At 76.4% G+C, this 25555-nt stretch carries 22 protein-coding genes; 7 read left to right on the top strand and 15 right to left on the bottom strand.

All coding sequences use genetic code 11. The features are described 5' to 3' along the window. Window positions 1-35: 35 nt before the first annotated feature. Together AAHH18_RS12995 and AAHH18_RS12990 are read left to right on the top strand one after the other, a co-directional pair. Window positions 36-908, top strand: a complete 873-nt coding sequence (locus AAHH18_RS12995; protein WP_459349133.1) for an AzlC family ABC transporter permease — start codon at window positions 36-38, stop codon at window positions 906-908. After that, window positions 905-1225: an AzlD domain-containing protein gene (locus tag AAHH18_RS12990; protein WP_343301902.1), complete on the top strand. Its 321-nt coding sequence runs from the start codon at window positions 905-907 to the stop codon at window positions 1223-1225. The genes AAHH18_RS12995 and AAHH18_RS12990 overlap by 4 nt, the downstream gene beginning before the upstream one ends. Before the next feature lie 26 nt (window positions 1226-1251). Here AAHH18_RS12990 and AAHH18_RS12985 read toward each other — a convergent pair whose 3' ends face one another. The 4 genes from AAHH18_RS12985 to AAHH18_RS12970 form a co-directional block, all read right to left on the bottom strand. Then, the gene (locus AAHH18_RS12985) at window positions 1252-2070 is read right to left on the bottom strand and encodes a thymidylate synthase (protein WP_283319998.1); all 819 of its coding nucleotides are present in this window, start codon (window positions 2068-2070) and stop codon (window positions 1252-1254) included. A 362-nt stretch (window positions 2071-2432) separates the two neighbouring features. Continuing rightward, entirely contained in the window at window positions 2433-3575 is a 1143-nt protein-coding gene (locus AAHH18_RS12980; protein WP_343301901.1) for a P1 family peptidase, read from the bottom strand. 355 nt (window positions 3576-3930) lie between these two features. Next, window positions 3931-4605, bottom strand: coding sequence for a DUF6518 family protein (locus AAHH18_RS12975; protein WP_343301900.1), 675 nt, complete (start codon window positions 4603-4605; stop codon window positions 3931-3933). A 168-nt stretch (window positions 4606-4773) separates the two neighbouring features. After that, the gene (locus AAHH18_RS12970) at window positions 4774-6204 is read right to left on the bottom strand and encodes an HNH endonuclease signature motif containing protein (RefSeq protein WP_343301899.1); all 1431 of its coding nucleotides are present in this window, start codon (window positions 6202-6204) and stop codon (window positions 4774-4776) included. Between the two features lie 739 nt (window positions 6205-6943). Here AAHH18_RS12970 and AAHH18_RS12965 point away from each other — a divergent pair. From AAHH18_RS12965 to AAHH18_RS12955, 3 genes are all read left to right on the top strand, one after another. Further along, window positions 6944-8416 (top strand): NAD-dependent succinate-semialdehyde dehydrogenase, encoded by a 1473-nt coding sequence (locus AAHH18_RS12965; protein ID WP_343301898.1) that lies wholly within the window; start codon window positions 6944-6946, stop codon window positions 8414-8416. Window positions 8417-8422: 6 nt separating this feature from the next. Beyond that, entirely contained in the window at window positions 8423-8983 is a 561-nt protein-coding gene (locus tag AAHH18_RS12960; protein ID WP_343301897.1) for a GNAT family N-acetyltransferase, read from the top strand. Between the two features lie 225 nt (window positions 8984-9208). Continuing rightward, a complete protein-coding gene (locus AAHH18_RS12955; protein WP_343301896.1) occupies window positions 9209-10987 on the top strand; it encodes an EAL domain-containing protein in 1779 nt (592 codons plus the stop codon). 75 nt (window positions 10988-11062) lie between these two features. Here the strand turns inward: AAHH18_RS12955 and AAHH18_RS12950 are convergent, their stop codons facing one another. The 7 genes from AAHH18_RS12950 to AAHH18_RS12920 form a co-directional block, all read right to left on the bottom strand. Then, a complete protein-coding gene (locus tag AAHH18_RS12950; protein WP_283322012.1) occupies window positions 11063-11521 on the bottom strand; it encodes a hypothetical protein in 459 nt (152 codons plus the stop codon). Between the two features lie 95 nt (window positions 11522-11616). Continuing rightward, on the bottom strand, window positions 11617-12384 hold the full coding sequence (gene dapB / locus AAHH18_RS12945) for a 4-hydroxy-tetrahydrodipicolinate reductase (RefSeq protein ID WP_343301895.1): 768 nt from the start codon (window positions 12382-12384) through the stop codon (window positions 11617-11619). Window positions 12385-12395: 11 nt separating this feature from the next. Next, entirely contained in the window at window positions 12396-13232 is an 837-nt protein-coding gene (locus AAHH18_RS12940) for a helix-turn-helix domain-containing protein (RefSeq protein ID WP_343301894.1), read from the bottom strand. Between the two features lie 114 nt (window positions 13233-13346). Then, on the bottom strand, window positions 13347-14675 hold the full coding sequence (locus tag AAHH18_RS12935) for a M16 family metallopeptidase (protein WP_283319989.1): 1329 nt from the start codon (window positions 14673-14675) through the stop codon (window positions 13347-13349). 1 nt (window position 14676) lies between these two features. Next, window positions 14677-16911 (bottom strand): polyribonucleotide nucleotidyltransferase, encoded by a 2235-nt coding sequence (locus AAHH18_RS12930; protein WP_343301893.1) that lies wholly within the window; start codon window positions 16909-16911, stop codon window positions 14677-14679. Between the two features lie 216 nt (window positions 16912-17127). Further along, the gene (gene rpsO / locus AAHH18_RS12925; RefSeq protein ID WP_154730160.1) at window positions 17128-17397 is read right to left on the bottom strand and encodes a 30S ribosomal protein S15; all 270 of its coding nucleotides are present in this window, start codon (window positions 17395-17397) and stop codon (window positions 17128-17130) included. A 93-nt stretch (window positions 17398-17490) separates the two neighbouring features. Further along, the gene (locus AAHH18_RS12920; RefSeq protein WP_343301892.1) at window positions 17491-18495 is read right to left on the bottom strand and encodes a bifunctional riboflavin kinase/FAD synthetase; all 1005 of its coding nucleotides are present in this window, start codon (window positions 18493-18495) and stop codon (window positions 17491-17493) included. A 195-nt stretch (window positions 18496-18690) separates the two neighbouring features. Here AAHH18_RS12920 and AAHH18_RS12915 point away from each other — a divergent pair, with 195 nt between their 5' ends. Next, window positions 18691-19131 carry a YdeI/OmpD-associated family protein gene (locus tag AAHH18_RS12915; protein ID WP_343301891.1) on the top strand — a complete coding sequence of 147 codons (441 nt, stop codon included), beginning with the start codon at window positions 18691-18693 and terminating at the stop codon, window positions 19129-19131. A gap of 64 nt (window positions 19132-19195) precedes the next feature. Here AAHH18_RS12915 and truB read toward each other — a convergent pair whose 3' ends face one another. Both truB and AAHH18_RS12905 read right to left on the bottom strand, forming a co-directional pair. Further along, window positions 19196-20152, bottom strand: a complete 957-nt coding sequence (gene truB / locus AAHH18_RS12910) for a tRNA pseudouridine(55) synthase TruB (RefSeq protein ID WP_343301890.1) — start codon at window positions 20150-20152, stop codon at window positions 19196-19198. After that, on the bottom strand, window positions 20149-20778 hold the full coding sequence (locus AAHH18_RS12905) for a TetR/AcrR family transcriptional regulator (protein ID WP_343301889.1): 630 nt from the start codon (window positions 20776-20778) through the stop codon (window positions 20149-20151). The genes truB and AAHH18_RS12905 overlap by 4 nt, the downstream gene beginning before the upstream one ends. A gap of 74 nt (window positions 20779-20852) precedes the next feature. Between AAHH18_RS12905 and AAHH18_RS12900 the strand changes: the two genes are divergently transcribed. Then, window positions 20853-22325 carry a DHA2 family efflux MFS transporter permease subunit gene (locus AAHH18_RS12900; RefSeq protein WP_343301888.1) on the top strand — a complete coding sequence of 491 codons (1473 nt, stop codon included), beginning with the start codon at window positions 20853-20855 and terminating at the stop codon, window positions 22323-22325. A gap of 164 nt (window positions 22326-22489) precedes the next feature. Here AAHH18_RS12900 and rbfA read toward each other — a convergent pair whose 3' ends face one another. Together rbfA and infB are read right to left on the bottom strand one after the other, a co-directional pair. Then, complete coding sequence (gene rbfA / locus AAHH18_RS12895; protein ID WP_283319982.1) at window positions 22490-22936, bottom strand: 30S ribosome-binding factor RbfA; 447 nt, start codon at window positions 22934-22936, stop codon at window positions 22490-22492. A gap of 93 nt (window positions 22937-23029) precedes the next feature. After that, on the bottom strand, window positions 23030-25555 hold a 2526-nt coding region (gene infB, locus AAHH18_RS12890; RefSeq protein ID WP_343301887.1), incomplete at its 5' end, for a translation initiation factor IF-2.

Raw genomic sequence — 25555 nt, 5'->3', positions numbered from 1 at the left:
CCTACTCTCGGCTCGTGCGTCCCCGATCCCGCCTGCTGCGCCGGCCCGTTCGCGCGCGCACCGGGGCCCCCGATCCGGCCGTGCGCGCCGCCGTGCGGACCGCGCTGTCCGTGTCGCTCGCCACCGGGCTGTACGGGGTGTCGTTCGGGGCGCTGTCCGTCGCCGCGGGGCTGGACGTGCCGCAGACCATGGCCCTGAGCCTGCTGATGTTCAGCGGCGGCTCGCAGTTCGCCGCCGTCGGCGTGCTGGGCGCAGGCGGCGGGGTCGGCGCCGTGGTCGCGACCGCCGGGCTGCTGGGGGCGCGCAACGGGCTCTACGGCGTGCAGGTCGCGCCCCTGCTCGGCGTGCACGGGTGGCGCCGGCTGCTCGCCGCGCACCTCACCATCGACGAGTCCACCGCCGTCGCCACCGCCCAGCCGGGCCCGGCGTCGACCCGCGCCGGGTTCTGGTGGACGGGCGCCGGGGTGTTCGCGCTGTGGAACGCCTTCACCCTGCTCGGGGCGCTGCTGGGCGACGCCCTCGGTGACCCCCGGCGGTACGGCCTCGACGCGGCCGCCGGCGCGGCGTTCCTCGCCCTGCTCTGGCCCCGCCTCGCCGGGCCCCGGACCCGGACCGTGCGGGTGGTGGCCGTGGCGGCGGCGGTGACCGCGCTCGCGCTGACACCCGTCGTCCCGGCCGGCGTGCCCGTGCTCGCGGCGGCTGCGCTGGCGGTCGTGGTCGGCGTCCTCGGGGACCCCGACGGGGAGGGCCCCGGCGCCCGCGGCGGCGGCGGCGCGGACGGGGACTCGCGCGGGTCCGGCGGCCGGCCCGGAGGCGTGTCCGGTGCGACGGCCGGCGGCGGGTCCGGCGGTGCGGCTGCGGGGCGCGGACTGCCCGACGGGACCGTGGGGCCGGTGGTGCAGCCGTGAGCCGCCTCACCGTGTGGGTGGCGGTGCTCACGTCCGCCGCCGTCGTGCTGGCGACGAAGGTCGCCGGCCACCTGCTGCCCGCCCGCGTGCTCGCCCGCCCCCGCGTCACCCGGACCGCCGCGCTCGTCACCGCCGCGCTGCTCGCCGCCCTGGTCGCCGTGCAGGTCGGGACCACCGACGGCGTGCTCATCCTCGACGCCCGGCTCGTGGCGCTCGTCGTGGCCGCCGTGGCGCTGCTGCTGCGGGCGCCGTTCGTCGTCGTCGTGCTGCTCGCCGCGGCGACCGCCGCGCTGCTCCGCTACCTCGGGGTGCCCTGACCCGCGTCGGACGGCGACCGGGCGCGTCAGACGGCGACCGGGGCCTTGATGGCCGGGTGGTGCTGGTAGTCCTCGACCACCACGTCGTCGAACGAGTAGTCGAACAGGGAGTCCGCGCGCCGCAGCCGCAGCGTCGGGAACGGGTACGGCTCGCGCGTCAGCTGCTCACGCACCTGCTCGACGTGGTTGTCGTAGATGTGGCAGTCGCCGCCGGTCCAGATGAAGTCCCCCGGCTCCAGGCCCACCTGCTGCGCGACCATGTGCGTCAGCAGCGCGTACGAGGCGATGTTGAACGGGACGCCCAGGAACAGGTCCGCGGAGCGCTGGTAGAGCTGGCAGGACAGCCGGCCGTCCGCGACGTGGAACTGGAAGAACGCGTGGCACGGCGCCAGGGCCATCGACGGGATGTCCGCGACGTTCCACGCGGAGACGACGTGACGCCGCGAGTCCGGGTCCCGCCGCAGGTTCTCGAGCAGCTGGGCGAGCTGGTCGACCGTGCCGCCGTCCGGCGTCGGCCACGACCGCCACTGCACGCCGTACACCGGCCCGAGCTCGCCGTCCGCGTCGGCCCACTCGTCCCAGATGCGCACGCCGTGCTCCTGGAGCCAGCGCACGTTCGAGTCGCCGCGCAGGAACCACAGCAGCTCCCCCACCACCGAGCGGAGGTGGACGCGCTTCGTCGTCACGAGGGGGAACCCCTCCGAGAGGTCGAAGCGCATCTGGTGCCCGAAGACGCTCCGCGTGCCCGTGCCAGTGCGGTCCGCCTTCGGCGTGCCGGTGTCCAGCACCAGCGCGAGCAGGTCCTCGTAGGGCGTGCGGGTCACGGCGCGGTGCTCGACGGTCATGCGGGCCATCGTAGGCGCGGCCACCGACGCCCCGGGAGCGGCACGCGGCCGGCCCGCCGGGTGCCCGACGGACCCGCCACAGGCCCGCACACGGGTCTGCGACCGTACCGGCGCGAGGGGCTGGTGCGGCTCACCGTCCTCCCGGCACGGGACCCGGTCACCGCCCCTCATGAACCGCACGTGCGACCCGAGGTCGTCCCGCCACGGGGCCCGACCCCGCCCCCGGAGCCGCACGTGTGCCCACGCGCCGCCCCGCGCGCCCCGCGCTCCCCGCCGCAGCGGCACCGCAGCGGCGTCGCGGCGGCGTCGCGGCGGTGGCGCAGCGGCGTCGCGGCGGTATCGCAACGGCGTCGCGAGCGCCCCTACCGGAGCGGCCCGTCCCACGCGGGGAGGTCGACCGCCGGGGTGCGCACGGCCGTCGCGGAGGCGATGCCGTCGACCACCGCCAGCTCGAGCGCGTGCGCGGCGGCCGCCTGCAGCTGCACGAGGGCCACCACGCGCTCCGGCCGGGACGCGGGCAGCGACACCTGGCCCGTCGCGAGCGAGAACACCGTGTCCCCGTCGACGAGCGTGTGGACCGGGTCGAGGGCCCGCGCCAGCCCGGCGTGCGCCGCCGTCGCCGTGCGTGACGTCTCCGCCGGGTCGAGGGCCGCGTTCGTCGCGACCACGGCGATCGTCGTGTTCAGGGGTGCGGGCGGGCCCTGGGGCCCGGGGAGCCGCGGCGCCACGGGGCTTGCGCCCGGTCCGGCTCCGGCCGGACCCGAGGCGTCGGTGGAGACCGTCGGCGGCCCGGCGGGCGCGCCGGCTGCGTTGACGACCGCGAGCGCCCCGACGACCACGTGGTCCCACGGCGGCGGCAGCCGGACGGACGCCGTCCCGACGCCGCCCTTGCGTGACTGCATGGCGATCGCCGCGCCGGTGCCCGCCCCGACCGTGCCGCGGTCGACCGGGCCGTGCTCCGCGGCAGCGGCGGCCGCGACGGCTGCCTCGTACCCCATCGCCTCGTCCGGCCGGGCGTCGAACCTCCCGCCGCGGCCGAGGTCGAACACGGCCGCCGCGGGCACGATCGGCACGACCTCCCCGGGCGATGCGCCGACGCGGTATCCCCGGTCGTGCTCGGCGAGCCACCGCTGCACCCCGTGCGCCGTCACGAGCCCGAACGCCGATCCGCCCGTCAGCACCACGGCGTCGGCCGTCGGGACGAGGGTGCGGGGATCCAGCGCGTCGGTCTCGTGCGTGCCGGGTCCGCCCCCCCGCACGTCCACGCCGGCGACGGTGCCGGCCGGCGGCAGCACCACCGTCACGCCGGTGAGCCAGCCGTCACCCGCCCGCGTCACCTGCCCCACCCGGACACCCGTGACATCCGTGATGCTGCCCGAGGACGTGGCGGCCCCGCCGTCGCCGCGGGGCGGAGCGGGAGCGGCGACGGGCGCCGCCGGGGAGTCCTCGGTGGCGCGCGCGGGGCGGGAGTCGTCGGGCGCGGCTGCCTGCGCTGACTCGGTCATGGCTCCACCGTGCCACGTGCGCCGACCCGGCGTGCCGGACGTCGCTGGGGCGGACGCGGACGACGCCGGGCGACAGCGCCGGACGACGACCCGGCCGCGGCTGAACCGTCGGTGCACGGCGCCGTCCCGCGACCCTCCCTCGCACCCCGGGCCGCGGTGTCACGCGGACCAGCCACCCCGTCCGGGCCGCTGTGTCACGCGGACCAGCCACCCCGTCCGGGCCGCTGTGTCACGCGGACCAGCCACCCCGTCCGGACCGCGGTGTCACGCGGACCAGCCACTCCGCCCGGGCTGCGACGTCAGGAGGGCCTGCCAGCGCCTGTCCCGCTCGTCGACCACTCGCTGGGGGCACCGGTCAGCCGACCACGGCGTGCAGCACCGCGAACCCCGCGGCTCCCGCTGCGACGGCGACGGGCAGCCGGATCAGCAGCGCCCGGTGGCCTCCCCTGCGACCGAGCAGCGCGACCAGCAGCCCGGCGACGAGGGCGAAGACCAGTGCCTCGTCCGGGCGGCGCAGCACCACCAGGTAGGTCACCAGCGCCTCCGCGAGCCAGCAGCCGGCGAGCAGCGCCGCGCCGGCACCCGCCCACCGCGGGTCACCGGACCGGGTCCTGCGCCACAGCGGACCCGCTATGCCGAAGACCGGGCCGCCGATCACACCGGCGATGCTCCACAGCAGGATCGACGCCGAGCCGACCGCGAACCCCCGGAGGTCTGCGGCCACGTAGTACCCGGCGACCTGCGCGGCGCAGGTCAGGAGACCGGCCAGCGCTGCGGTGGCCGACCGGCGGGCCGTCGCGCCGACGAGGAACGGCGCGACGAGCCAGGGGCTGACGGCGTTGGCGAGCCCCTGGAACGGGGTGTCGCCGAGCAGTGTCTGCCCGAACGAGGTGAGCGCCCCGGCGAGCAGACCCGCGGCGACCGCGAGGGCGAGCGCGGCGGGCCACCCCACCGTGCGGAGGGCACCGGAGGGCTGGGCGGCGGAGGGCTGGGCGGCGGTCGCGGGGGCGTGCGGGCTCGTGGTCGTCACGCCCCCATCCGACCGCACGGGGGCACGCACGTCGTCCGACCTCGGCCGGACAGCGACCGACCGGGCTTCCCACCGCAGGCGTACGAGCCGAGCCCGTCCAGGAGGGCGGCGGTGGCCGGCGGCGGCCACCGTCCGAGCGGGAACCCGACGCGGACACCTGTGGTCGGTCTAGAAGGGTGGCGGTGACGGCCACGGGTCCCTCGGCGGCGGGTGCAGGGCGAGCGCGGGGTCGAGGCCGGGCACGCAGCGGTACCGGTGACCGGTCGGCGTGAGCCACTCGAACACGCCGGGGCGCACCTGGCGCAGGACGAAGCCTCCGTCGGTCTTCAGCCGGTGGTCCCGCCGGCACAGCGGGCCGAGGTTCCCGGCCCCCGTCGAGCCGAGCGCGGGTCTCTCGTCCGGATCGCTCCCGGGCCGGGCGTGGAACTCGAGCGTGTGGTCGAGGTCGCAGGACTCCGCCGGCACGCCGCATCCCGGCCGGGCGCAGGTGCGGTCGCGCGCGACGACGTGCTCGGCGAGCTCCGTCGTGGGTCGGTAGCGGGTCCGGCCCAGGTCGAGCACCGCGCCGGACAGCGGGTCGGTGACGAGCCGCCGCCAGACCCCTCCCGCGGCGAGGGCCCGGGCGGTCCCGGCGTCGACCGTTCCGCAGCCGGCGAGGTGCGCCGGCTCGTCGTCCTCACCCATGAGGGTGCTCAGCGGGACGGTGACGCGGATCTGGGCGCTGCCCCGTCGCGCCGGGCACCGCGGTCGACCGTCCGGGTTCGGGTCGTCCGGTCGTGCGCCGGTTCCCGCGGATCCCGGTGACGACTGGACCGCGGTCCGGTCGTCCGGCTCGGCACACGCGGTGTGCAGGACGAGGTCCACGAGACCGTCCGCGCGGAGCTGGTCGAGCGTGCGCGGGTCGCCGGCACCGCGAGCCGTCCGCGCCGCGGCCCCGAGCACGGAGTCCAGCCGCATCGCGTCAGCGGCCGGCAGCACCGCCCAGAGACCGGCCATGCCGTCGGGCAGCGCCCGGGGCCGGTCGACCCGCCGTCGGGTCCGCGCGAGTTCGCGCCGTGCGGCGGCGTCGCGGGCGTCCACGGCGATCGCCGCACGCTCGACGTCCGCGCGGAGCTGGGCGGCGGTCCGGGAGTGCGCCCGGGTGAGCACCGCCTCCTGGACGTCCAGGGCGACCACGAGCGGGAACTCGTCGAGCCGGTCGACGAGGACGCGGGCGCGGACGGCATCGAGGTCACCGCGAGCGAGGGCGTCACCCGTGGCCCCGAGGTGGTGGCCGAACGCGCGCCCGTCGCGGACCAGGCGGCCGGCCGCGCGTGAGGACCACGAGAGCCTCATCGCGAGCTCGTCGCCCGCGACGGACGCCTCGGCCGGCGGGCGCGTGAGGCGCGACCACGGCGGGTTCATCGACGGCCGCTCGGCCAGCAGAGCCGCGTACCGCGCCGCCACGGCGTGCGCCCAGGAGGTGAGGCGCACGGCGGCGGCCGTGAGCTCGACGAGGCCGTGGTCGGAGACGCCGTCCGGGTCCAGGCCCGCCAGGAGCGCGGCGAGCTCGGGCCCCGGGGCCATCGCCGCGACCGGTGGGTCGGTGGCCGGGAGCACCGCCGCGTCCCTCTCCCCACCTGCCCCCGGCCGGAACGGGAAGCGCGCCACGGGGTCGAGCACGGGGACCGTCGGAGGAACGGCCGCGGCCGGACCCGCAGGCGTCCCCGCGCCATGGGCGCCGGTGCCGGACCGACCGCGCGCGCGTCCGCCGTCCGGCACGAGGGCGCGTGCGCGGGACGAGGGGCGGGCGGACGGGTCGGCCAGCGGGATGCCGCTCGCGGTGCGGACCGACACGTCCACCCGCCGTGCCCGGACCGACCGCAGGACCCGGCTCCGAGGACCCGTGGCGCGCCCCGGCGCACCTCCCGGGGGGACACGCCCGCCACCGGTGCCGGGCGGAACCCCCCGCGCACCGACATCACGCCGGAGCACCCCGCGACCACCCGCGCCGCCCGCGCCACGGGTGGTCCGCGCAGGGCGGTCCGGAGCGGATGCCGTCCGCGCGCCGGCGGTCCCGGGCACGCCGCCGACGGTCCCGGGCAAGCCGGCGGTCCCGGGCGCGCCGGTCGAGGCACGCCGCGCACGCGCCGCCGGAGCGCGTCCTCGCAGGTCAGATGGCATACGGCGACGCTACCGGCGACCCCCGACACCTCCCGCTCCCCCTCCACAGCCGAGCCCGAGCCGCCACCTGTGGAGGACCGCACGGACCGTGGCTGCCCCACGCCCGACACCCGCGCGGCGGCTCGCAGGGGGTCCCGCAGGTGCCCGCGCGTCCCTCCGGATCCACACTGGACGCATGACGACCTCCCCGCTGCCGCCGTACGTCGCGGCGCACACGCCGACCGGCCTGCTGATCGGCGGCGAGTGGCGCCACGCGCGCGGCGGGGGCACGTTCCCGGTGGTCGACCCGTCCACCTCGGACGTGCTGTTCGAGGTCGCCGACGCGACGCCCGAGGACGGGCTGGCGGCGCTCGACGCGGCGCACCGCGCGTTCCCGGCGTGGCGCGAGGTCGCCCCGCGCACCCGCTCGGACCTGCTGCGGGCGGTGTTCGACGCGATGACGGCGCGGGCGGAGGACCTGGCGGCGCTGATCACCGCGGAGGGCGGCAAGCCGTTGGCGGAGGCGCGCGCCGAGGTGCAGTACGCCGCGGAGTTCGTGCGCTGGTACTCGGAGCAGGCGGTGCGCCTGGACGGCCTCGCGCGTCGCGCACCGGCGGGCACGCACCACCAGCTCGTGCTGCGCCGCCCCGTCGGCCCCGCGCTGCTCATCACGCCGTGGAACTTCCCGATCGCGATGATCACCCGCAAGGTCGCGCCGGCCCTGGCGGCGGGCTGCCCGGTCGTCATCAAGCCGGCAGGGCTGACTCCGCTGACGACGGCGTACTTCGCGGAGCTGGTGCGCGCGGAGCTGGACGCCCGGGACCTGCCGACCGGCGTGGTGAACGTGGTCCCGACGTCGTCCTCGGCGGCGGTGACCGGACCGGTGATCGCCGACCCGCGGCTGCGCAAGCTCTCGTTCACCGGGTCCACGGAGGTCGGGCGGACGCTGCTCAAGCAGGCCGCGGACGGCGTGCTGCGGACGTCGATGGAGCTCGGCGGCAACGCGCCCTTCCTGGTGTTCGAGGACGCCGACCTGGACCTGGCCGTGGAGGCGGCGGTGCAGGCGAAGATGCGCAACGCCGGCCAGACCTGCGTCGCGGCGAACCGCTTCCTGGTGCAGGAGCCGGTCGCGGCCGAGTTCACGGACCGCCTGACCGCGGCGTTCGAGCGCCTGGTCGTCGGCCGCGGGACCGACCCGGACGTGACCGTCGGCCCGCTGATCGAGCGCTCCGCGGTGGACCGGGTCGACGAGCTCGTGGCGGACGCCGCGGACGCCGGGGCGCGGGTCCGCACCGGCGGCGAGCGCCCCGGCGGGCGCGGGTACTTCTACCGGCCGACCGTGCTCGACCGGGTGCCGGAGGACGCCCGGGCGGTGCGCGAGGAGGTGTTCGGCCCCGTGGCGCCGGTGGTGACGTTCGGCTCGGAGGACGACGGCGTCCGGCTGGCGAACGCGACCGAGTTCGGCCTGGTCGCCTACGCGTGCACCCGTGACGTCGGCCGGGTGATGCGCCTGGCCGAGCGCGTCGAGACGGGGATGCTCGGGATCAACCGCGGGATGGTGTCCGACGCGTCGGCCCCGTTCGGCGGCGTGAAGTCCTCGGGCATCGGCCGCGAGGGCGGCGAGGCCGGCATCGAGGAGTACCTGGAGCCGCTGTACGTGGCATTGTGAGGCGCCATGAGCCCCCTCACCTCCGCGACGTCCGACGTGTCCGTGCGCCCCGCGATCCCCGGCGACGAGACCGCGATCGCCGCGGTGCAGCTCGCGGCCTGGCGCGCGACGCACGCCGAGACGCTGGGCGCCGAGGTGCTGGACGCGGTCGACCCGGCGCGTCTCGCGGCGCAGTGGCAGACCGCGATCGCGAGCCCTCCGGGGCGCGGGTACCGCGTGCTCGTGGCGATGCACGGGCCGCGGCTCGTGGGCTTCGCGTCCGTCGCCCCGGTGGTCGCGCCGCCGGACTCCGGTGACGACACCCCCGGCGGCGAGATCCTCGCGCTCGAGGTGGAGCCGTCCGAGCGGCGCCAGGGTCACGGCTCGCGGCTGCTCGCCGCGGTCGTGGACCTGCTGCGGGACGAGGACCGCGCGACGTCCGTCCAGACCTGGGTGATCCAGGGCGACGCCGCCCGGGAGCAGTTCCTGGGCTCCGCGGGTCTCGGCGACGTCGGGGGACGCCGGGTGCTCGGCGAGCAGGACGACCCCCGCGAGATCACCGAGCACCTGTGGGGTGCCGCGATCTGACGGCGCCGGCGCGTGCCGCGGCGCGCGGCTCGACGCACGGCGCGGCACGCGGCGATGCACCCGCACCCGCACCCGCACAGCCTGCTCACCCGCCCGCGCGCCCGTCACCCTCCCGTGGCGCACGGCGGGTGTCCGGGTGGACGTCCCGGTGAACGGTGCACGAACATGTGCCGTCGTCGCAGGTCGGGGCCTCATGCCGGTCCGCGCGGCGACGATCGTGCAGGCGTGGCCCCTCCCCCGACGCTCGCCGCCTGGCGGCGGGTCGACCGTGGTCGCGCGCTCGCCGACCTCGCGTCCGAGCCCGTGGTCGTCTCGCCGACCGATCCCTGCGAGGCCGTCGACGTCGGCTTCCGCACCCGCTGGACCGTGTCGTCCGTGCTGGTGGCGCCCCGTGAGCCGGGCGGACCGCACGGCATGGTGGCGCGCAAGGACTTCCTGACGACGATGACGGGCCGCTACGGCTTCGGCCGGTCGCTGTGGGGGCGCCGGCCGGTCGCGGAGGTCGCCCGCTGGGACGCCCCGCGGGTACCGGTGTCCGCGTCGCTCACGGAGGCCGCCGAGCGGCTCGCCCAGGGCGACGGCTACTCCGACATGGTGGTGCACGGCCCGGACGGCGAGCCCGTGGGCGTGCTCGACCCGACGACGCTGATGGAGGCGCTGGCCGCGGAGCTCGCGCACGAGGCGTCCCACGACCACCTGACCGGTGTGCCGTCACGCGCCTGGTTCGTCGACGGCCTGCGGGACCTCTGCGGCCGGGCGCGCCGCGGCGAGGGGGCCGTGGTGCTCGCCTTCGTCGACCTGGACCGGCTGAAGGAGGTCAACGACTCCCTGGGCCACGCGGCCGGTGACGCCCTGCTCCACTCGGTGGCCGGCAGGCTGGCGGCGGCCGCGCTGCCGGGGGACGTCGTCGGACGTCTCGGGGGCGACGAGTTCGCGCTCGCCCGGTTGCTGGAGCCGCAGACCGCCGCCGCGCCGTGGCGGGCGTCGGCGCTCGGGCTGGGCGAGGTGCTGCGGGCGACGCTCGCCGCGAGCGACCCCGCGCTGCCCGCCGCGGCGCACTCGCGGGCGAGCGTCGGACTGGCCGTCGGGGCCGGGCCGCTCGTGGACAGCGACCGGCTGCTGCGGGAGGCGGACCTGGCGATGTACGGGGCGAAGAAGGCCGGCGGGGACCGCGTGCGGCTCGCGGGCGCCGACCTCGGGACCGTGACGGCACGGGTCCCGAGCCAGGGACGCTGCCCGGACGGCGACCGGGGGCGCGCGGTCGGCGCCTCGGTGTGGCACGGGCTCGAGGTCCACTACCAGCCCATCGCCCGGACGGCGGACGGCGTCGCCCGCGAGGTCGAGGCTCTGCTGCGCTCCCGCGACGACGACGGCGCGCTCGGCGGCCCCGCGGAGCCCCTCGCCCGGGCCGCCGGCGCGGGTCGCGCCCTGGACCTCGACCTGTGGGTGCTGGCGGAGGCGTGCCGCGACCTGGCGGGGTGGCGGACGGCGCTCGGCGACCGGGCGCCGCAGACGGTCAACGTCAACCTGTCCCCCGCCGCCCTGGACGAGCCCGGGCTCGCCGACCGCGTGCTCCGGGTGCTCGCGGAGACCGGCACGGCGCCGGGTGCGGTGCGGCTCGAGCTCTCGGAGGCCGCGACCGACGCCCAGCTGGTCCGCGCGCAGCCGGCGCTGCGGGAGCTGCGCGCGGCGGGGGTGCCGATCGCGCTGGACGACCTCGGCGGCGCGCTCGGCGCCCTGCGCCAGGTCACCCGCCTGCCGGTGGACGCGGTGAAGATCGACCGGGAGGTCGTCGCGCACATGCTGGACGACCCCGTGGACGCGCTGATCGTGGAGCTCGTGCACCGGCTGGCGACCGACCGCGGCCTCGCGGTCGTCGCCGAGGGCGTCGAGACCGCCGAGCAGGTGGAGGCGCTGCGCGCCGCGGGCGTGCCCCTGATGCAGGGCTTCCATGTCGCACGCCCGATGCCGCCGGACGCGCTCGCTGCCTACCTCACGCGCTGAGCGCCCCGCCGGCAGCCCCCGCACCGCCGGTCGAGCCCTGGCGAGCCCTCCGCACGCGACCGGCGGACGCCCACCTCAGCCGAGGCCGCGCGGCTCCCCGGTCCGCCCGCGGTGCAGCCGCGAGGCGTGCCGGAGCGCGGCGCGGGCACGCCGGCGGTCCCCCGCCGCGTCGTACGCGAACGCGAGCCGGTACCACGGCCCCCAGTCGCCGGCGGCCGCGGACTCCGCCTCGGCGCGCGCCAGCTCGAACGCCTCCGTGGCGGCCACCCGGTCGATGCGGCCGCCGGGGCTGCGCGGCAGCTCGTCGACCGGCAGCTCGCCGCGCGCCGCGAGCGTGTCGGCCATGCGCTGCACGTCGACGGCGAGCAGCCACTCCCGCGCGACGAGGACGAGCACGAGCAGCGGGAGCACCGCGAACGCGACCCCCAGCCCGACGCCCACGGGCTCGCCGGTACGCACGAGCGCGACGGCGCGTCCGGCGACGAGCCACACGTACAGCGCCAGCAGCGCCGTCAGCGCGAGCGCCGCGACCAGCGCGGTCCGGTTCCGCCGGGGCGGACCGTCCGCGCCGCCACCCGCAGCCGCGCCGTCCCGCGCGTCCGCGTCCTCCACCCGGTCGTCCTCCACGGTCACAGGTCCAGGTAGTGCTCGAGCCCGACCGTGAGCCCCGGCCGGGACCCGACGGTCCGGACGGCGTGCAGCACGCCCGGCATGAACGACACCCGGTCGAACGAGTCGTGGCGGATCGTGAGCTGCTCGCCGGCGTTGCCGAGCAGGATCTCCTCGTGCGCGACCAGGCCGCGCAGCCGGACCGCGTGCACCCGCACGCCGTCGACGTCCGCCCCGCGCGCCCCGTCGAGCGCCGCCGTCGTCGCGTCCGGGACCGGCCCGAGGCCCGCCTGCCGCCGGGCGCGGGCGACGGCCTCGGCGGTGTGCCGGGCCGTCCCGGACGGCGCGTCGACCTTGTCGGGGTGGTGCAGCTCGACGACCTCCACGGACTCGAACCACCGGGCCGCCTGCGCCGCGAACGTCATGGCGAGCACCGCGCCGAGCGCGAAGTTCGGGGCGACCAGCACCCCGACGCCGGGCTGCTCGGCGAGGTCGGCCTCGACCCGGGCGAGCGACTCGGGCGACCATCCCGTCGTGCCGACCACGGCGTGCACGCCCTGGCGGACCAGCGCGCGCACGTTGCCCTCGGTCGCGGCGGGCACCGTGAAGTCCACCGCGACGCGGGCACCCGCGGCAGCGACGCGGCCGACGTCGTCGCCGTGGCCGAGCGCGGCCACGAGCTCCAGGCCCGGGGCGGCCTCCACGGCCGCGACGACCGTGCGACCCATGCGCCCGGAGGCACCCAGCACGGCGACGGGGATCGGCTCGGGGTCACGGGTTCCGGTCACGGGACGCCACCCTAGACGGTCGCCAGGACCTCCTCCATGCCGCGCACGGAGCGCCGCAGGTCCAGCGGGCTGAGACCGGTGAACCGCTCGACCTCGCGCTGCGGGTAGCCGGCGTCGGCGTAGCTGCGCAGCACCTCCACGACGCGCCGGGCGTCCCCGCGGTCGTCGACGCCGAGCTCGCGCACCGCGCAGGACATCCGCACGCCCGCGAGGAACGCGGCCGGCGTGAGGCCGACGCGCTCGGCGAAGAGGGCGTGCAGCGACGCCAGCGACCGGTCGACGGCGCGGGCGAGGTCGATGGAGCGGACGAGTCCGCGCTCCTCGTCGGCGAGGCGGACGACGCGGTCCAGGTCGGCGCGCTCGCCCGCCGGCACGGGGCGACGCACGGCAGCCACGAGCAGGTCCTCCAGCGCACGCGCGGCGGCCTGCTCGTCGGCCCGGTCACCCAGGCGCCCGGCCAGCTCGGCGGGCTCGAGGCCCAGGACCGCGGCCAGGCCCCGGTGGTCGTCCACCAGCAGCCCGCCGTCGGGGGCGAGCGCGGACAGCGCCCACGGGGCGAGCCGGGCCCCGACCTCGTACGACGGCGCCGCCGGGTCGGCCGCGAGCACGACCTGGGGCGCGGTGCGGGGTCCGCGCAGCACCGACCCGATGACCTCGGCATCCCGGGTCAGCGGGTCGATCCAGCGCACGGGGCCGCCGAGCCGCACCACCGCGGCCGGTCGCCCGTCCGGCAGGGCGACGCGCGGCGGCGCGCCGTGGGGACCGCGCGCCACCCAGAGCGCCTCGACGAGCCCCGAGGGTCCCGGGGCGACGGACACGGAGCGGCGGGCGGACGTGACGGCGACCATGCGCCCATGATCGCCCCGGGACGGCGCCAGGGGAACGGGACCTCGGACCCGGTGCGTCCCCGGGACGCGCGACGGGCCCGGCACCGCGTGGTGCCGGGCCCGTCGCGAGGGCCGTCAGTCGCCGAACGGGCCGACCCGCACCACGGAGCGCGGGCGCGACGCGAGGTCCGCGGCCAGCTCCTGCACGTCCGCGGCCGTGACCGCGCGCACGCGGTCGAGCGACTCCTGCGTCGACAGCAGCTCCCCGTGCACCAGCTCGGACTTCCCGAGCCGGCTCATGCGCGACCCCGAGTCCTCGAGACCGAGCACCAGGCTGCCGGACAGCTGGCCCACCGAGCGCCGCAGCTCGGCGTCGGTGATGCCCCCGTCCGCGAGCCGCTCCAGCTCGGCCACCAGCAGGTCGGTCACCTCGTCGACGCGCCCGGGGGTGCATCCGGCGTAGAGCCCGAAGACGCCGGTGTCGGCGTGCCCGGAGGCGAACGAGTAGGTGGAGTACGCCAGGCCCCGCTTCTCGCGGATCTCCTGGAACAGCCGCGACGACATGCCGCCGCCGAGCACCGCGTTCAGCACGGACAGCGTGAAGCGTCGCGGGTCGGTCGCCGTGAGGCCGGTGCCGCCGACGATGACGTTCGCCTGCTCGGTGGCGCGGCGCACCGTGACCCGGGACGGGCCGGCGGTGACGGGCTGCGCCTCGGCGGAGCCCCGGCGGGCGGCGGGAGCCTCGCCGTCGGCGAGCGGCCAGCCGCCGTCGTGCAGGGCGCGCACGACCTGGGCGGCGAGCGCGTCGTGGTCGACGTTGCCGGCCGCGGTGACGACCAGGGTCGCCGGGCGGTAGTGCTGCCGGTAGTGCGCCCACACGGCGTCGCGCGGGACGGCGCGGATGGTGTCCGGCGTGCCGCCGATCGGGCGCCCGAGGGGGTGGTCGCCGAGCACGACGGTGGCGAAGCGCTCGTGGACGACGTCGCTCGGGTCGTCGTCGTTCATGGCGAGCTCCTCGAGGATCACGCCGCGCTCGGTCTCGAGCTCGTCGCGGTCCAGGCGGGCGGACGTCACCATGTCGGCGATGACGTCGACCGCCATCGGGAGGTCCTCGTCGAGCACCCGGGCGTAGTAGCACGTGTGCTCCTTGCCCGTGGCGGCGTTCGCCTCGCCGCCGACCTCGTCGAACGCCTCGGCGATGTCCATCGCCGTGCGCCGCGCCGTGCCCTTGAACAGCAGGTGCTCGAGGAAGTGCGTCGACCCGTGGTGGCCGTCGGACTCGTCGCGCGAGCCGACGCCCACCCACGCCCCCACGGACGCGGAACGCATCCCGGGGACGTGCTCGGTGAGCAGACGCACCCCGCCGGGCAGGACGGAGCGACGGAGCTCGCCGTCGCCCGCCTGCCCGGCGGTCAGGTCGCTGCCCGGCTGCCCGGGTGCGACCAGAGGGAGGTGCAGGGGCACGTCAGGCGTCGGCCGGCTCGGCCGCAGCGGAGTCGGCACCCTCGGCGGGCGCCTCGTCCTCGACCACGGCGTGGAGCGACAGCTTGCCGCGCGGGTCGATCTCGCCGATCTCGACCTGGACCTTCTGGCCCACACCGAGGACGTCCTCGACCTTCTCGACGCGCTTGCCGCCCACCAGGCGACGGATCTGCGAGATGTGCAGCAGGCCGTCCTTGCCCGGGGAGAGCGAGATGAACGCGCCGAAGGTGGTCGTCTTGACGACCGTGCCCACGAAGCGCTCGCCGATCTCCGGCATGTGCGGGTTCGCGATCGCGTTGATCGCGGCCCGCGCCGCCTCGGCCGAGGGGCCGTCGGTCGCGCCGATGTAGACGGTGCCGTCGTCCTCGATGGAGATGTCCGCGCCGGTCTCCTCCTGGATCTGGTTGATCATCTTGCCCTTCGGGCCGATGACCTCGCCGATCTTGTCGACCGGCACCTTCACCGTGATGACGCGCGGGGCGTTCGGGGACATCTCGTCGGGGACGTCGATGGCCTCGTTCAGCACGTCGAGGATCGCGAGGCGCGCCTCCTTGGCCTGGGTCAGCGCGTCGGCCAGCACGGAGGCGGGGATGCCGTCGAGCTTGGTGTCGAGCTGGATGGCCGTGACGAACTCGCGGGTGCCGGCGACCTTGAAGTCCATGTCGCCGAACGCGTCCTCGGCGCCCAGGATGTCGGTCAGCGCCGCGTAGCGGGTCTGGCCGTCGACCGTGTCGGACACCAGGCCCATGGCGATGCCGGCGACGGGCGCGCGCAGCGGCACACCCGCGTTCAGCAGCGACAGGGTCGAGGCGCAGACCGAGCCCATCGACGTCGAGCCGTTGGAGCCCAGCGCCTCGGAGACCTGGCGGATCGCGTAGGGGAACTCCTCGCGCGACGGCAGCACCGGCAGGATCGCCCGCTCGGCGAGCGCGCCGTGGCCGATCTCGCGCCGCTTCGGCGAGCCCACGCGGCCCGTCTCACCGGTCGAGTACGGCGGGAAGTTGTAGTTGTGCATGTAGCGCTTGCGCGTCTCGGGCGACAGCGAGTCGATCTGCTGCTCCATCCGGAGCATGTTCAGCGTGGTGACACCCATGATCTGGGTCTCGCCGCGCTCGAACAGCGCCGAGCCGTGCACGCGGGGCAGCACCTCGACCTCGGCGGACAGCGTGCGGATGTCCCGCAGGCCGCGGCCGTCGATGCGGAAGCCGTCGGTGAGGATGCGCTGGCGGATGACCTTCTTGGTCACGGAGCGGACCGCGGCGGACAGCTCCTTCTCGCGACCCTCGAAAGAGGCGGCCAGGGCGTCGAGCGTCTCGGCCTTGATCTCGTCCAGGCGGCCCTCGCGGGTCTGCTTGTCGGCGATCTGCATGGCCTCGCGGATCTTGCCCTCCGCGGCACCCTCGACGGCCTCGTACGCGTCCGGCTGGTAGTCCGGGAACGTCGGGAACTCGCGGGTCTCCTTGGAGGCCTGCGCGGCGAGCTCCTGCTGCGCCACGACGAGCGAGCGGATGAACGGCTTCGCGGCCTCGAGGCCCTCGGCCACGACGGCCTCGGTCGGGGCGACGCCGCCGGCGTCCTTGATGAGGTTCCAGGACTTCTCGGGCGCCTCGGCCTCGATCATCGCGATCGCGACGTCGTCGCCGACCACGCGGCCCGCGACGACGATCTCGAACGTCGCACGCTCGCGCTCGGTGTACCGCGGGAACGCGACCCACTGGCCGTCGATCAGCGCGATGCGCACGGCGCCGACCGGGCCGGAGAACGGCAGGCCGGAGATCTGGGTGGAGATGGACGCGGCGTTGATCGCGAGCACGTCGTACGCGTCGTCCGGGTGGATCGCCAGGACGGTGACGACGACCTGGACCTCGTTGCGCAGGCCCTTGACGAACAGGGGGCGCAGCGGGCGGTCGATCAGGCGGCAGGCCAGGATCGCGTCCGTCGAGGGGCGACCCTCGCGACGGAAGAACGAGCCGGGGATCTTGCCGGCGGCGTACTGCCGCTCCTCGACGTCCACCGTCAGGGGGAAGAAGTCGAACTGGTCCTTGGGGTGCTTGCCGGCCGTCGTGGCGGACAGCAGGGCCGTCTCGCCGTCGAGGTATGCCATCGCGGAGCCGGCGGCCTGCTTGGCGAGGCGGCCGGTCTCGAAGCGGACGGTGCGGGTGCCGAAGCGACCGTTGTCGATCACGGCCTCGGCGAACTGGATCTCGGGACCCTCCACGGGTGCCCTCCTTCGTCTCGAAGGCGCCGGACCGGTCACGGCGGTCTTCGATCGAGGGACCCGGACACGCGTTCCGGGAACCACTACCGAGGACCGGACGCGTCGACCGGCACCCGTCGTTGCTGGTGTCTTGCTGGGTGGGACGTGCGCGCCGGGCCCGGGGGCCCGACGCAGGACCAGCCCGGACCCTGGACGGGGTCCGGGCCGGTCAGGCGGTCAACGGCGCAGGCCGAGCCGCTGGATCAGGCTGCGGTAGCGGTCGATGTCGACCTTCTGCAGGTAGCCCTGGAGGCGACGACGCTGGCCGACCAGCAGCAGCAGCCCACGACGGCTGTGGTGGTCGTGCTTGTGCGTCTTGAGGTGCTCGTTCAGGTCGTTGATGCGCTGCGTCAGCAGGGCGATCTGGACCTCCGGCGAGCCGGTGTCACCCTCGTGGGTGGCGTACTCGGCCATGATGGACTTCTTGGTGGCGCTGTCGAGGGGCACGACTCTCCTGGATTGTCTCGTTGCGCGGTGCTCCGGGGCAGGTCCACCCGGGCGCTCTCGGTCCGCGGCCGTTCTGACGGCTGTGCGAGTCTATCAGCCGGCGGCGCCGGCGAGCACGCCCCGGACGCCCTCGACGTCCTGGTGCATGCGCGCGACCAGCGCGTCCACGGAGTCGAAGCGCAGCGTCGGCCGCAGCCGCTCGACGAACTCGACCACCACCTGCTCGCCGTACAGGTCGAGGTCCGTGCGGTCCAGCACGTAGGCCTCGACGCTGCGCCGCGCGCCGTCGAACGTCGGGTTGGTGCCGACCGACACCGCGGCGGGCAGCACCGCGTCGGGCGACCCCGGCGCCACCGCGGGCCGGCGCAGCCAGCCGGCGTACACGCCGTCCGCGGGGACCATCCCGTCGGAGTCCGGGTCCAGGTTGGCGGTGGGGAACCCGAGCTCGCGGCCCCGCTTCGCGCCGTGCACCACCGTGCCGCGCATCCGGTGCGGACGGCCGAGCACGCGCGCCGCCTGCCGGACGTCGCCGGCCTCGAGCAGCTCGCGCACCCAGGTGGAGGACCAGCGGCGGTGCAGCGGGTCGGCCAGGGCGTCCGCGAGCTCCTCGGCCTCGGTGCCGTCCGGGACGACGTCCTCGATCACCTCGACGCCGAACCCGTACCGCTCCCCCAGCTCCACCATCGTCGCCAGGTCGCCGGCGTTGCCGCGCCCGAACCGCACGTCGCGCCCGACGACCACCGTGCGGGCGTGCAGCCCGTCCACGAGGTACCGGCGCACGAACTCCTCGGCGGTCTGCTGGGCGAACTCCAGCGTGTACGTCAGCAGCAGCACGGCGTCCAGGCCGGTCTGGCCGAGCAGCTCCAGGCGGTCCTCGTCGCCCGTCAGCAGCGGCGGGGCGGTCTCGGGGCGGTGGACCTGCTGCGGGTGCGGCGTGAACGTCACCGCGACGGACCGGGCACCCGCGGCGCGCGCGTCCGCGACCATGCGGGTGAGCACGCCGACGTGCCCGCGGTGGACGCCGTCGAAGTTGCCGATCGTCACCACCGACGGCCCGAAGTCCGCGGGGACCTGCGCCAGGTCCGTCCAGCGCTGCACACGCACTCCCGTCCGTCAGCGCCTCACGGCGCATGTCGAGGGCGCCGGCGGTCGCGGCGCGGGGACAAGCCTGCCACGGCGCGACGGGTGCCCCGCGCGCGTCGGGGTGCCCAGCGCCCGACGGGTGCCCCGTGCTCGCGGCGCTACGCTCGGCCGGCCGGTGCACGACGCGCCCCACGACCCCCGGAGGTCAGGATGGTCACCCTGCACACCACGCTCGTCGCGACGGGCGGCACCACCACGGGCATCGAGGTCCCCGAGGACGTCGTGCTGGGCCTGGGGCGCGGCAAGCGCGTCCCCGTCTCCGTGACGATCGGCGCGCACACGTTCCGCGGCTCCGTCGCCCCGTACTCCGGCGGGTACTGGGTGGGGGTCTCGGCCGCGAACCGTGCCGCCGCGGGCATCGCCGCCGGCGACGACGTGGAGGTGGTGCTCGAGGTGGACGACGCGCCGCGGACGGTCGAGGTGCCCCCGGACCTGGCCGAGGCGCTCGCCGCCGCGGGGCCCGCAGCCGGCGAGGCGTGGGCGGCGCTGTCGTACTCGAAGCAGCGCGCGCACGTGCTGGCGGTCGAGGGCGCGAAGACCGACGCCACGCGCCGGCGCCGGGTCGCCGCGGTGGTCGACTCCCTGGGCTGACCCGCGGGTGGTCCCCGAGGGCGGTCCCCGGGGCCGACCCCGCCCCGGTCCCCGCGCGGAGACGTCAGGACGCGGCCGCGAACACCAGCACCGGGCGGGCGTGCGGCCCGCGGTCCTCGAGCAGCGCCGCGAGCTCCCCGTCGGGCGTCACGGCCGCGACCGTCACCCCCGCGCCGGTCCCGGAGGCCGGGACCCGCTGCCCGTACGACAGCGCGCGCGCCTCGTCGGGCGTGAGCTCGCGGACGGGGAACGTCGCGCGGGCGGCGTCGGCCAGGGGCAGCGTGCCGAGCGGGACGTCGGCCGGCCACGCGTCGAGCTGCTCCAGCGTCCGGGCGCCGGCCACCGGGTAGCCGCCGACGCGCGTCCGCCGCAGCGCGGTCAGGTGGCCGCCGACGCCGAGCGCGCGGCCGAGGTCGCGGGCCAGGGCCCGGATGTAGGTCCCGGAGGAGCACACCACGCTGACGTCCACGTCGACCGCCGGCACGCCCGCGTCGACGGCGGGCCGCACCGCGTGCACGTCGAACCGGTGGATCGTCACGGGCCGGGCGGCGAGCTCGACGTCCTCCCCGGCGCGGACCCGGGCGTACGCGCGCTGCCCGTCCACCTTGATCGCGCTGACGGCGCTCGGGACCTGCTGGATCGGGCCGGTGAGCGCGGCGACGCCCGCCTCCACGGCGGCTCGCGTCACGCCCGAGGCGTCCGCGCGGGTGAGCGGCTCACCCTCCGCGTCGTCCGTCGTGGTCGCGACGCCGAGGCGCACGGTGGCGGTGTACTCCTTGTCGGCGCCCACCACGTAGGTCAGCAGCCGCGTGGCCCGGCCGACGCCCAGCACGAGGACGCCGGTGGCCATGGGGTCGAGCGTCCCCGCGTGCCCGACCTTGCGGGTGCCGGCGAGGCCGCGGACCTTCGCGACGACGTCGTGGCTGGTCCAGCCCTGCGGCTTGTCGACGACGAGCAGGCCGTCCGGGGCGGTGGGGCGGCGGGGACGGTCGGGGCGGCGCTGCTCGCGCGCGGGGCTCATGCGCGCTCCCCCGCCGCGGCACCGGCGGCCGGCACCTCCCCGGCGGCCGCGGCCACCACCTCGGGGGCGAAGCAGCGCAGCAGGGCGTCGAGGCCGGGGTCCTCGCCGGCGTGCGCGAAGCCGTCCGAGCTGAGCAGCACGTTGATGAGCATGCCGTCGGCCACGAACCGGCGGGCGGTCTCGTCGGGGTCGGGGACGTCGGCCTCGACGCGCGCCCGGAACAGCCGGAAGACCTCGCCGAGGGTGTGCCGCGCGAGGTGGCCGACCTCGGCGTCGTCCGACGTGAAGCCGTGCATGAGCACGCGGAGCAGGTCGCGGTCGGCCATGAGCTCCATGTACGCGCGTCCGGTGCGCTCGACGGCGTCCGGGCCCGGGGCGACCGCGGCCATCGCCTCCACGACGCGGCCGGTGGTGTACCGGTAGAGCTCGAGGAACAGGCGCTGCTTGGAGCCGAACAGCCGCACGACGTACGGCTGCGACACGCCCGCGGCCCGCGCGACCTGGTCGGTGGTGGTCCCGGCGTAGCCACCCTCGGCGAACACGGTCATCGCGGCGGCGAGGATCTGCTCGCGTCGCTGCTCCCCCGACATCCGTGGCGGGCGGCTCGCACGCATCGCGCTGTCCATGCTTGACAGGTTATCAGTCGATAACTAGCGTCGCGGTCGTCTGAAGTAATCAGCCGATGCTTACAGGAGCTCCGATGTCGACGCAGATCCGCACCCCCGCCCCGGGAGGCGCCGTCGGCGGGACCGCCGGCCGTCCCGGCGCCGCCCGACCCGAGCCGGCTCGCCCGCGGACCCCCCGGGCCGTGCCCGTGGCCCTGGCGCTGCTCGCGGCGTCCCTGCCGATGTTCATGGCGACCCTCGACAACCTCGTGGTCACCAGCGCGCTGCCCGTGCTCCAGGCCGAGCTCGGCGCGTCCCTCACCGACCTGCAGTGGGTCGTCAACGCGTACACGCTCGCGTTCGCGACGCTGATGATCGCCGCCGCGACGCTCGGTGACCGCTGGGGACGGCGCCGGACGTTCCTCGGCGGCATCGCCGTGTTCACGCTCGGGTCGGTCGCCGCCGCCCTGGCCGGGTCCCCCGGGGCGCTCGTCGCGGCCCGCGCGCTCCAGGGCGTCGGGGCCGCCGCGGTCATGCCGCTGTCGCTCGCGCTGCTCGCCGCCGCCGTGCCCGCGTCGCGCCGCGCCATGGCGATCGGCGTCTGGGGCGGCGTCTCCGGCCTCGGCGTCGCCCTCGGCCCCGTGGTCGGCGGCGCGGTGGTCGAGGGCATCTCCTGGCAGGCGATGTTCTGGATCAACGTCCCCGTGGCGCTCGTCGCGGTCCCGCTGGTGCTCCGGGCCCTGCCCGAGCAGCGCGGCCGCGCCCAGCGGCTCGACGTCCTGGGCCTGCTCCTCGCGGCCGCCGGCGTGCTGGGCGTGGTGTGGGGCGTCGTGCACGGCAACGACGACGGCTGGACGGCGCCCGGCGTGCTCGGGCCGATCGTCGGCGGCGTGCTCGCGCTCGGCGTGTTCCTGCGTCACGAGTCGCGCACGCCGCACGCCCTCGTCCCGCTGCGCCTGTTCCGGTCGCGCAGCTTCTCGGTGGCCAACGCCTCCGGGTTCGCGTTCTCGCTCGGCGCGTTCGGCGCGGTGTTCCTGCTCGCCCAGTACCTCCAGGTCGTCCAGGGCTACTCGCCGCTGGAGGCCGGTCTGCGCACCCTGCCCTGGACGGCGGCCCCGATGGTGGTCGCCCCGCTCGCCGGGATCCTCGCGCCGCGCGTGGGCGTCCGGGTGCTGCTGACCGCGGGCCTCACCGCGCAGGCCGCCGGGCTCGCGTGGCTGGCGCTGGCCGCGGAGGGCAGCGGGTACGCGGCGCTCGTCCCCGGGCTCGTGCTCGCCGGGACCGGGATGGGGCTGACGTTCGCGCCCAGCGCCACGGCGGTGCTCGCCGACATGGCCCCCGACGACCACGGCACCGCCTCCTCCGCCAACTCGACGCTGCGCGAGGTGGGCGTGGCGCTCGGCGTCGCCGTGCTGACCGCGGTGTTCACGGCCGCCGGCGGGACGATCACGCCCGACGGGTTCGACGCCGGGCTGCGGCCGGCGGTGCTGACGGGGGCCGCGGTGATCGCGGTGGCCGCCGTCGCCTCGCTGGCGATGCCGCGCGGCACGGGCCGCACCGCGCCCTGAACCGCCCGGCCCCGGGGCGGCCGCGGCGGAGCCGGGAGCGCGTCCGGGGCTGACGCCGGGCCGCAGATGCGGCGAGGTCGTCAGTACGGCACGAGGTCGTCACCTGGGAGTGACGACCTCGTCCCGTACTGACGACCTCGTGCCCTGCGGGCCTGGACCAGGGGTCAGCGCGCGGCGTCGTCCTCGTCCTCGTCCGCCGGGCGGCGGTACGGGTCCTCGTCGCCGGCGTAGCGCGCGCCCTGCGCGAGCTGCGACACCTCGGCGTCACGCCGGGCGGCCTCGAGCAGCGCGGCGTCCAGGTGGGCCGCCGTCTCCGGGACGGCGTCCAGGTGGAACTCCAGCGTCGGCGTGAGCCGCACACCGGTCTGCTTGCCGACCTCCGAGCGGATCAGGCCCTTGGCGCTCTCCAGCGCCTTGGCCGTGCCCTCGCGGGCCTCCTCGTCGCCCAGCACCGTGTAGAACACGCTCGCGTGCTGCAGGTCGCCGGTCACGCGCACGTCGGTCACGGTGACGAAGCCCAGGCGCGGGTCCTTCACGCGGGTGTCGAGCATCTGCGCGACGATCTGCTGGATGCGGTCCGCCAGCTTGCGGGCACGGGGGTGGTCCACCATGTCGAACTCCTCTCAGCGCCCGCGTCGCGGGCGGACGACCGCGGGTCCGCCCCCACGCTCGGCGCGTGGGGGCAGACCCGCGAGCGGGACCGGTCAGGAACGCGGCTTCTCGCGCAGCTCCCAGGTCTCGATGACGTCACCCTCGGCGATGTCGTTGTACGACCCGAGGCCGATACCGCACTCGTAGCCCTCGCGGACCTCGGTGGCGTCGTCCTTGAACCGCTTGAGCGACTCGATGGTGAGGTTGTCACCGATGACGTTGCCGTTCCGGAGCACCCGCGCCTTGGAGTTGCGGCGGATCTCCCCGGACCGGACGATCGACCCGGCGATGTTGCCGAACTTGGAGGAGCGGAACACCTCGCGCACCTCGGCGGTACCGAGCTGCACCTCCTCGTACTCCGGCTTGAGCATGCCCTTGAGGGCGGCCTCGACGTCGTCGATCGCCTGGTAGATGACCGAGTAGAACCGGACGTCCACGCCCTCGCGCTCGGCGAGCTCCTCCACCCGCTCCGCGTACTTGACGTTGAAGCCGATGATGATCGCGTTGTCGACCGTCGCGAGGTTGACGTCGTTCTGCGTGATCGCACCGACACCGCGGTGGATGACCCGCAGGTCGACCTCGTCGCCCACGTCGATCTTGAGCAGCGCGTCCTCCAGCGCCTCGACGGCACCGGACACGTCGCCCTTGAGGACCAGGTTGAGGGTCTCGACCTTGCCCTGCTGGAGCGCCTGCGTGAAGTCCTCGAGGCTGATGCGCTTGCGGCGCTTGGCCAGGAGGGCGGCACGCTCGGCGGCCTCGCGCTTCTCGGCGATCTGCCGCGCGGTCCGCTCGTCCGGCGCCACCAGGAAGGTGTCGCCGGCGCTCGGCACCGACGCCAGGCCGAGGACCAGCACCGGACGGGCCGGGCCCGCCTCGGTGACGTTGTCCCCGTGCTCGTCGAACATCGCCCGGACGCGGCCGTGGGCCGTGCCCGCGACGATCGCGTCGCCGACGTGCAGCGTGCCGGACTGGACCAGGACGGTCGCGACGGCGCCGCGGCCCTTGTCGAGGTTCGCCTCGATGGCGACACCGCGGGCGTCCTTGTCGGGGTTGGCCCGCAGGTCGAGCGCGGCGTCCGCGGTCAGCAGCACGGCCTCGAGCAGGTCGTCGATGCCCATCCGCTGCTTGGCGGAGACGTCGACGAACATGGTGTCGCCGCCGTACTCCTCGGCCACCAGGTTGTACTCGGTGAGCTGCTGGCGGATCTTGGCGGGGTTGGCCCCCTCCTTGTCCACCTTGTTGACCGCGACCACGATCGGCACGTTCGCCGCCTGGGCGTGGTTGAGCGCCTCGATGGTCTGGGGCATCACGCCGTCGTCCGCCGCGACCACGAGGATCGCGATGTCCGTCACCTGGGCACCGCGGGCACGCATGGCGGTGAACGCCTCGTGACCCGGGGTGTCGATGAACGTGATGGCCCGGTCCTGGCCCTCGTGCTCCGTGCGGACCTGGTAGGCACCGATGTGCTGGGTGATGCCGCCGGCCTCGCCCGCGACGACGTCCGTGGACCGGATGGCGTCGAGGAGCTTGGTCTTCCCGTGGTCGACGTGACCCATGACCGTGACGACGGGCGGCCGGGGCATGAGGTCCTCGTCGGACTCCCCCTCGAGCTCGGCGTCCAGGTCGATGTCGAAGGCCCCGAGCAGCTCGCGGTCCTCCTCCTCGGCCGAGACCATCTCCACGACGTAGCCGAGCTCGGTGGCCAGCGTGCCGAAGGTGTCCTCGTCCAGGGACTGGGTCGCGGTCGCCATCTCACCGAGGTGGAACAGCACCGTGACCAGCGAGGCCGGGTTGGCGTCGATCTTGTCGGCGAAGTCGTTCAGCGACGAGCCGTGGCGCAGGCGGATGACGGTCGAGCCGTTCCCGCGGGGCACCTGCACGCCGCCGAGCGACGGCGCCTGCATCTGCTCGAACTCCTGGCGCTTCGCCCGCTTCGACTTCCGCCCGCGGACGGGACGGCCGCCGGCGCGCCCGAAGGCACCCTGCGTCGAGCCGCGGCCACCGGCACCGGGCCGGCCACCGCCACCACCGGGACGACCGCCGAAGCCGCCGCCGCCACCGGGACGGCCACCGCCGCCGCCGTAGCCGCCGCCACCACCGGGACGACCACCGCCGCCACCGCCCGCGCGGGCGGGACGGTCACCGGGTCGGCCGACGCCGCTGGTGCTGCGGCCCGGCATCATGCCGGGGTTCGGGCGCGGGCCGCCGGGACGCGGAGCCGCGGGACGCGGCCCACCCGGGCGGTCGCCGGCACCCGCGGACGCCGCCGGCGCCTCGGAGCGGCGCTCGCCGGGACGCGGCATGCCCTGCGAGGGCGCGAACGGGTTGTTGCCCGGACGCGGACCACCGGGACGCGGGCCGCCGGAGCGCGGCATGCCCTGCGAGGGCGCGAACGGGTTGTTGCCCGGACGCGGACCACCGGGACGCGGAGCGCCGCCGGGACGACCGGAGCGGCCGTCACCGCCCTCGGCCGGGCGCGACGGCGCCGCGGGACGCGGCGACGGGGCGGCAGGACGCGGGGCGGACGGACGGGCGGCCGGAGCCGCCTGCTCGGCGGGAGCGGCCGGGGCCGCGGGCTC

This window comes from Cellulomonas olei (genome assembly GCF_039548315.1).
Classification (GTDB): domain Bacteria; phylum Actinomycetota; class Actinomycetes; order Actinomycetales; family Cellulomonadaceae; genus Cellulomonas.
Note: the sequence above shows the minus strand (reverse complement) of the source record. Positions and strands in the feature narration are given on the sequence as shown.

Bases quoted from the DNA above. Each gene is read 5' to 3' on its own strand.
- truB (WP_343301890.1), bottom strand. From the start codon at position 20,152: ATGAGCCCCGCGCGCGAGCAGCGCCGCCCCGACCGTCCCCGCCGCCCC.
- AAHH18_RS12905 (WP_343301889.1), bottom strand. From the start codon at position 20,778: ATGGACAGCGCGATGCGTGCGAGCCGCCCGCCACGGATGTCGGGGGAG.
- AAHH18_RS12940 (WP_343301894.1), bottom strand. From the start codon at position 13,232: ATGGTCGCCGTCACGTCCGCCCGCCGCTCCGTGTCCGTCGCCCCGGGA.
- AAHH18_RS12915 (WP_343301891.1), top strand. From the start codon at position 18,691: ATGGTCACCCTGCACACCACGCTCGTCGCGACGGGCGGCACCACCACG.
- AAHH18_RS12965 (WP_343301898.1), top strand. From the start codon at position 6,944: ATGACGACCTCCCCGCTGCCGCCGTACGTCGCGGCGCACACGCCGACC.
- rbfA (WP_283319982.1), bottom strand. From the start codon at position 22,936: ATGGTGGACCACCCCCGTGCCCGCAAGCTGGCGGACCGCATCCAGCAG.
- AAHH18_RS12900 (WP_343301888.1), top strand. From the start codon at position 20,853: ATGTCGACGCAGATCCGCACCCCCGCCCCGGGAGGCGCCGTCGGCGGG.
- AAHH18_RS12985 (WP_283319998.1), bottom strand. From the start codon at position 2,070: ATGACCGTCGAGCACCGCGCCGTGACCCGCACGCCCTACGAGGACCTG.
- AAHH18_RS12960 (WP_343301897.1), top strand. From the start codon at position 8,423: ATGAGCCCCCTCACCTCCGCGACGTCCGACGTGTCCGTGCGCCCCGCG.
- AAHH18_RS12980 (WP_343301901.1), bottom strand. From the start codon at position 3,575: ATGACCGAGTCAGCGCAGGCAGCCGCGCCCGACGACTCCCGCCCCGCG.